Annotated in this window: 3 protein-coding genes; all 3 read right to left on the bottom strand. The window is 78.0% G+C overall.

All coding sequences use genetic code 11. The features are described 5' to 3' along the window. Nucleotides 1–232 precede the first annotated feature (232 nt). The 3 genes from ACTT8P_RS15705 to ACTT8P_RS15715 all read right to left on the bottom strand — a co-directional run bounded on the left by ACTT8P_RS15705 (nucleotide 233) and on the right by ACTT8P_RS15715 (nucleotide 6,687). Entirely contained in the window at nucleotides 233–1,636 is a 1,404-nt protein-coding gene (locus ACTT8P_RS15705) for a GAF domain-containing protein (RefSeq protein WP_442832253.1), read from the bottom strand. A 7-nt stretch (nucleotides 1,637–1,643) separates the two neighbouring features. Then, the gene (locus ACTT8P_RS15710; protein ID WP_361170837.1) at nucleotides 1,644–2,681 is read right to left on the bottom strand and encodes a rod shape-determining protein; all 1,038 of its coding nucleotides are present in this window, start codon (nucleotides 2,679–2,681) and stop codon (nucleotides 1,644–1,646) included. A gap of 181 nt (nucleotides 2,682–2,862) precedes the next feature. Beyond that, complete coding sequence (locus ACTT8P_RS15715; RefSeq protein WP_442832254.1) at nucleotides 2,863–6,687, bottom strand: SAV_2336 N-terminal domain-related protein; 3,825 nt, start codon at nucleotides 6,685–6,687, stop codon at nucleotides 2,863–2,865. Nucleotides 6,688–6,715: the final 28 nt, after the last annotated feature.

The raw sequence follows: 6,715 nt of genomic DNA on the forward strand, positions 1-6,715 counted from the left end.
CCGGTGGGGTGTCGGCTGTCCCGCCGGGTGGGGTCCGGCTGTCGCCGGGGTGCGGATCGGCTGAGGGCCGCCGTACTGGAGTCGCTGTCGTCTTCGTGTGGTCCCGCCCGGTGGGGTGTCGGCTGTCCCGCCGGGTGGGGTCCGGCTGTCGCCGGGGTGCGGATCGGCTGAGGGCCGCCGTACTGGAGTCGCTGTCGTCTTCGTGTGGTCCCGCCCGGTGGGGTCCCGGCCGTCACAGGGGCGCGGACCAGTGGAAGGCCGTGGCGGCGGCGCTGTCGTCGGAGACCGTCAGTCGTACGGCGGCCCGGCCGTCCGGGTCGGTCGCCGTCGCGTCGACGCCGATGCGGACCCGGCGTGCCCCCGGCCGGCGCACCGCGTCCGCCAGGGCGGCGCGCAGCGCGTCGACCAGCCGGTCGGCGGTGTCGTCCGGGACCCGGTGGTCGACCGGGCCCGTGAAGTGCGTGGACGGCGGTGCGCCGAGGACCGCGGCGGCGACCGCGGCCTCCCGCAGCACCCGGCCGCGCAGCCCGGCCGGCGGGTCGGCGGGCGGCTGCCGCAGCGCGATGATCGCGGTGCGGACCTCGCCGACGGTGCACCGCAGTTCCTCCACCGCCTCGTCCAGCAGGTCCCCGACCTGCTCGGCGGCCGTGCGGCGGTGGGTGGACTCCAGCATCATGCCGGTGGCGAACAGCCGCTGCACCACCAGGTCGTGCAGGTCACGGGCGATGCGGTCGCGGTCCTCGTAGACCGCGAGGCGGGCCCGGCCGCGGTGCGCGTCGGCCAGCACCAGGGCGAGCGCGGCCTGCGAGGCGAACTGCGTCGCGAGCTGCCGTTCCACGGCGGTGTACGGGCGCTCCCGGCGCCGCCGGGGCAGCGCGAGGGTGCCGATCAGGCGGCCGCCGGCCTCCAGCGGCAGCATCATGCTGGGCCCGTACCGGTGCCGGACCGGGGTCGTCATCCGCGGGTCGGTCGCCGAGTCCTCCAGGAACACCGGCTCCCCGCCCAGCAGTTGGGCCAGCACCGGGCTGCCCGGCGCGATGACGCTGCCGACGATACCGGCCGGGTCGTCCGGCGTGGAGACGGTCACGATCTCCATGCCGCCCGCCTCGGTCGGCTGGAGGATCACCCCGGCCGCGGCGTCCGCGAGCCGCCGGGCCCGCTCGGCGACCGTGGTCAGCGCGTCGCCGGCGTCTTCCCCGGTGAGCAGCGCGGTGGTGACGGCCGCGGCGCCCTCGATCCAGCGCTCGCGCTGCCGGGCCGCCCGGTAGAGCCGGGCGTTGCCGATCGTGATGCCGGCCTGGGTGGCCAGTACCCGCACCACCTGCTCGTCCTCGTCGGTGAACGGCCCGCCGCCCGGCCGCCCGGTCAGCAGCAGGGTGCCGAACTCCTCGTCGCCCACCCGGACCGGGACCCGCAGCACGGGGCCGGTGGCGGCCGGGTCCGGGCCGGCCCGGACACCGGCCGGGCCGGCCGGTCCCGGCTCGACCGTGCGCAGGACGACCGACGCCGCCCCGGTCAGCTCGGCCGCGCCCGCCACCAGGCGGCGCAGGGTGACGCCCGGGTCCAGGTCGGTGCCGAGGCCGAGAACGGCGTCGAGCAGCCGGGTCAGCCGGGAGCCGGGCGGCGGGCCGCTCACGCCGGGGTCAGTCGGCGGTCGGCTGGAGCGACACCGGCTCGACCTTGCCCTCCAGCATGGTGCCCAGCCCCTGTACGGCGCAGATGTCGGGCCGTTCCGCGATGTGCACCGGCATGCCGGTGGCCTGCCGCAGCATCTGGTCGAAGCCGGGCAGCAGGGCGCTGCCGCCGACCATCATGATGCCCCGGTCGGCGAGGTCGGCGACCAGGTCCGGCGGGCAGTCCCGCAGCACCCGGCCGATGCCGTCGAGGACACCGGTCAGCGGCGTCTGGATGGCGTTGCGCACGGCGGCCGTGTCGACCTGCACACTGCGCGCCAGGCCGGTCGCCACGTCCCGGCCGTGGATCTCGGTGCAGGCCGGGCCCTGCGCGGTCAGTCCGTTGCCGGACAGGGCGAGCTGGAGCGGGCGCACGGACTGGCTGGGCAGCACCAGTTCGTGCTGGTGGCGCAGGTGCTGGACGATCGCGGCGTCCACCGCCTCACCGCCGACCGGGATGCGGGCCGCGGTCACGATCGAGCCCAGCGAGAGCACGGCGACCTGGGTGGCGTGCGCCCCGCACACCATGATCATGGTGGCTTCGGGCTGCTCGACCGGGAGTCCGCAGCCGACGGCGGCGGCGATGAGGGTGTCGACCAGTTCCACCCGCCGGGCGCCGAGGCCGACCAGCGTCTCGATGGCGGCCCGCTGGGCCAGCGGGTCGGCGTCGTGCGGGGTGCAGACGGCGGCCCGCAGCCTCGGCTTGCGGCGCAGCGCGCGGCGCACCTTGTCGCCGAGCAGGTGGCGCAGCATGCGCTGGGCCATCTCGATGTCGACGATCGTGCCGCCCGAGACGGGCCGGACGACGCGGATGTAGCCGGGGGTGCGGCCGGTCATCTTCTCCGCGAACTCACCGACCGCGATGAGCGCGCCGGTACGGGTGTTGACGGCGGCGGCGGACGGCTGGTCGACGACCAGCCCGGCGCCCTTGACGTACACGCGGGTCCGCGCCGCCCCGAGATCGACGGCGAAGTGGCAGCGGCGCAGCTGCTCCAGAGTGGCGGTCATGGCGGATCCTCCCGAGAGCACAGACCGTTCGACCGACGGGCGGCCGGCCTCCCTCGCATCGTGCGGGCGGCCCCGGCCGGGCGCCTGCCGGAGGGGGCCGGGCGGGGGGCCGCTGAACGGGGGGTGTCGGTCCGGCCGCCCCGCCGCGCCGCCCCGCTCCACCGCGTCCGGTGACGTGCCGTCAGCGCTGTTCCGCCGCCGTCAGCAGGGCGCGCAGGTCCGGGACCAGCGGGGTACCGGGGTCGGTGGCGCGCAGGGCGTGGCGGACGTGGTCGGTGGGGCAGTGGCCGATGAAGGGCAGGCCGGCGCGGCGGGCCGCGGTCTGTTCGGCGACACAGGAGCCGACCAGCACGCACTCGCCGGGCGCGGCGTCGAGCCTCTCCAGGGCCCGGTGCAGTACGTCCGGGTCCGGCATGAGCCGGCTGAGGCCGTCCGCCCGGCCGTGCACCCCACCGGTCACGGCCGCCAGCAGCTCCCGGCGCCGCAGGTACCCGGAGACCGGGGCCGCCGCCCGGTCGGTCACCACGGCGACCGGCACCTCGCGCACGTGCAGCGCCCGGATCAGCCGGCCGGCCAGCGGGGTCGCCCGCGCGGTGCGCGCCGCCCGCTCCTCGTGCCGGGCCAGCCGCTGCCGTACCTCGGCGTCGACCCGGTGCCCGGCCAGCGCCCGGACGAAGTCCAGCGTCCCGGCGTACCCCTGCGCCCGTGCTCCGTCGTCCCCGGGCAGCGGCGGCACCCCGGACAGCGCCGCCCGCGGATCGCGGTCGTCGACGACCAGCCGCGCGATGTCCAGCAGCACCTCGCGCTCCGCGCCCGGCCGGTACAGCCGCGCCAGTACGTCGTCGAAGCCGAGCAGCACACAGCGGGCGCCGGTGATCAGCGACTCCGGTACGGACCCGGCGCGGCGTCCGCCGCCCGCGGTCACCGGCGGCTCGAACAGCGGCTCGAACTCGGGCTCCGGCTCGGGCTCGTCCCGGTCCTCCTCCCGCCGCTCCGGGTCGAACGGCGGGAAACCGACCGGCGTCTCCGGTGCCGTCTCCGTCTCCGGCTCCGACTCCGACTCCGGTTCAGCGGCGGCCGTCCCCTCCGTCAGCAGCGGTGTCCACGGGTCGTCCTCGGTCGGGAACGGGCCCTCCGGCAGCTCGTCCGGCGCGGCCACGGCGGCGTCCGGGGAGCCGTCCGGGCCGGGCTCCTGATACGCGTCGGGGGCGTCCGCCGGTACCGCGTGGTCCTGGCGCAGCTCCCGGCCCAGGGCCAGCAGCTCCCGGTTGCCGCCGCCGGACAGCTCGTACTCCTCGTACGCGTCCAGGGCCTCGTCGAGCCGGCCCAGCCGGCGCAGCGCCAGCAGGTACAGGCGCAGGAACGTCTCGTGCAGCGGGTGCGTGTCCAGCAGGCCGGCCAGGCTCCGGGCGGCCCGGTCGGCGTCCCCCAGCGCCAGGTCGAGCCCGGCGAGCCGGGCGTGCAGGGCGAGGCGGAGCTGCTGGAGGTGGCCCCGGGCGGTGCGGGCGGCCGGGCCGGACACGTCGGGCAGCGGTTCGCCGAAACGCCAGAGCGCCAGCGCCTCGGCGACCAGCTCGCGCGCCTCGGTGTCCGCGCCGGCCGCCTGTGCCGCGTCGGCCCGCCGGACCAGTTCCTCGCAGTGCACCACGTCCACGAAGTCGGCGCTGGTGTGCAGCGCGTAACCGTGCGAGGGGGTGGCGAGCACGCCGGGGCCGAGCGCCCGCGTCAGCCGTTCCACCGCGAGGCGCACCCGGCGCCGCCCGTCGCGCGGCTGGTCGGCCGGGTCCCACAGGCCGTACCGCAGCTCCTCGTGGGTGACCGTGCGGCCGTGCTTGAGCAGCAGGACGGCGAGCAGCGCGGCGGCGTCCGGCGGCAGCTCCGGGGCACCCTCGGGCCGCTCGACGCGCAGCGGGCCCAGCGCGTAGTAGAACCGCTGCTCGTACGCCTGCCGGGCGAGCCCGGGCAGCACCGGGTCGGTGAGCAGGTCCCGGCCCTGCCGCTGGGCCTGGAGCGAGGGGGACATCAGCAGGTCGAGGGCGTGCGCGAACGGGCCCTGGAGCGCGGCCGGCAGATGTCCGAGCCGCCGGGAGTCGACCGGCACGGTCAGCCGTGAAGTGCCCGAGGCGAGCAGCAGCACCACCTCGCACAGCGCGCGCAGGTCCTCCGACCGGCCGCCGGGCCGCCCGCCCCGGCCCGGGGCGAACAGGCTGAGCCGCACCGTGCCGTCCGGCATCAGCACCACCCGGGACATCTCCACCGCGCCGTGCACGGTGCCGGCCTCGTGCACGGCGGTGAGCGCCCGGGCCAGCTGGGCGGCGACGCCCACGGTCAGCGGGGCGGGCAGCCGGTTGCCGTAGGGCCGGGCCAGGGTGTTCAGAGCGATGCCGTCGAGGTGTTCCATGACGACGTACGGCGTGCCGTCGTCGGCCACGCCGGCGTCCAGGACCGCCACCACGTTCGGGTGCCGGATCTCCCGCAGCAGCCGGGCGTCGCGCAGGAACGCCTCGCGCCGCGCCCGGTCGGTGGTGGCGTCGTGCAGCCGGACCGTCACCGTCCGGCCCGCGGCGGTGTCCTCGGCCAGCCACACCTTGCCGTCGGGGTTGAGGCGCCGGGTCAGCCGGTAGCGCTCGCCCAGCCGGCCGGGGGCCGGTTCCCGCGCGGGCCCGTCGCCGGCGCGGACACCGGTCAGCCGCCGGGCGCCGCGCTCGCTGATCTCGGCGATCACCTCGCCCGGCGGGCCGCTTTCGATGCCGTCCGGGGCCGGGGTCAGGGCGGCGATCTCGCCGGGGAACCGGGCCGCCCGCTCCTCGATCAGGTCGCCGGTGCGCAGCAGCAGCTCGCGGGTGCGGGCCCGGGCGGTGCGCGGCAGCCCGCGCAGCAGCAGGTCGCGTACGCCGGGCCGCCAGACGTACGCACCGGGCGGTCCGGGCACGGCGGCGAGCAGGCCGCTGAGGATCACCTCGGCCAGGTGCGCGGGCCGCGGCTCCGGTTCCACCGCGGCCTGCACCAGCCGCATGACCGGCAGGTCCGGCCGCCCCAGCGCCAGATGTCCGGCCAGCCGGTAGGCCGCCGGGGACGCGGTCGCCCGGAACCGGAGTACCAGCTCCTCGGCGGGCAGCCGGGCCAGGTCGGTGCGGTCGTCGGCGTCGGCGGGCAGCGGCCGCCCCAGCGCCGCCGCCGAACCCGGATACCCGGCCCCGCCCGGACCGGCCACCAACGCCGCCCAGTTGGCCAGCCACTCGGGCCCCGGCTCAAGCACCGGCACCGGCACCGCGCCGGCCGGCGGCGCCTCCTCGGCGGTGTCGTAGGCGGTGTCGTACGGGGTGAAGGCGAGCGCGGCGCTGGGCGCCGCCCGGTACGGGGCGGACAGCCGGCCGGGGACCGGCGGCAGCGCGGTGTCCCGCCACAGGTGTTCCGGCAGCGGCTGGACGACGGCCAGTGGCATCCGGCGGGCCCAGCGGCGCAGCGCGGCGAACCAGCGGTCGCCGGCCGGCCCGGCCCGCCACTGCGGGCCCATGCAGTCGCTGATCAGGAGGGTGACGGTGCGGCCGTCGGCGGGGGCGTGCACGCCGTCGCCGGCCACCGTGCCGTCGGGCAGTGCCCGGTGCAGGGTGACCGTGCGGAAGACGCCCGACTGGGCGAGCGTGGTGTGCAGTTCGCGGACCAGCGGGCGCCACACCGGCATGGTCGGCCCGTCGTCGTGCACCAGGTGCAGCCGCAGCCAGCGCTCCCGGGCGGGCCGCAGCACCGGCAGCCACCACCGGGGGTCGGCGCCGAGCCGGGCGATCCGGTCGGCGGTCGCCGCCTCGTCCACCTCCCGGACGGCGGGCGCGTCGGTACGGCGGCGCAGCGGGCGCAGCGACCGCTGGAGCGCCAGCGGGTGCGGCAGCATCGGCGGCGCCGGGGCCAGCAGGGCGGCGTGCGGCTCGGCGGCCGCCGTCCCCGGTGCTGTTTCCGGTGTCCGGGCCGGCAGCCGCAGCGGGGCGCGCCTGGGCCCCGGGGGCACGGGCGGCGGGGGCGGCGGCGGTCCCGGG

The organism is Streptomyces sp. JW3, assembly GCF_052216785.1.
Classification (GTDB): domain Bacteria; phylum Actinomycetota; class Actinomycetes; order Streptomycetales; family Streptomycetaceae; genus Streptomyces.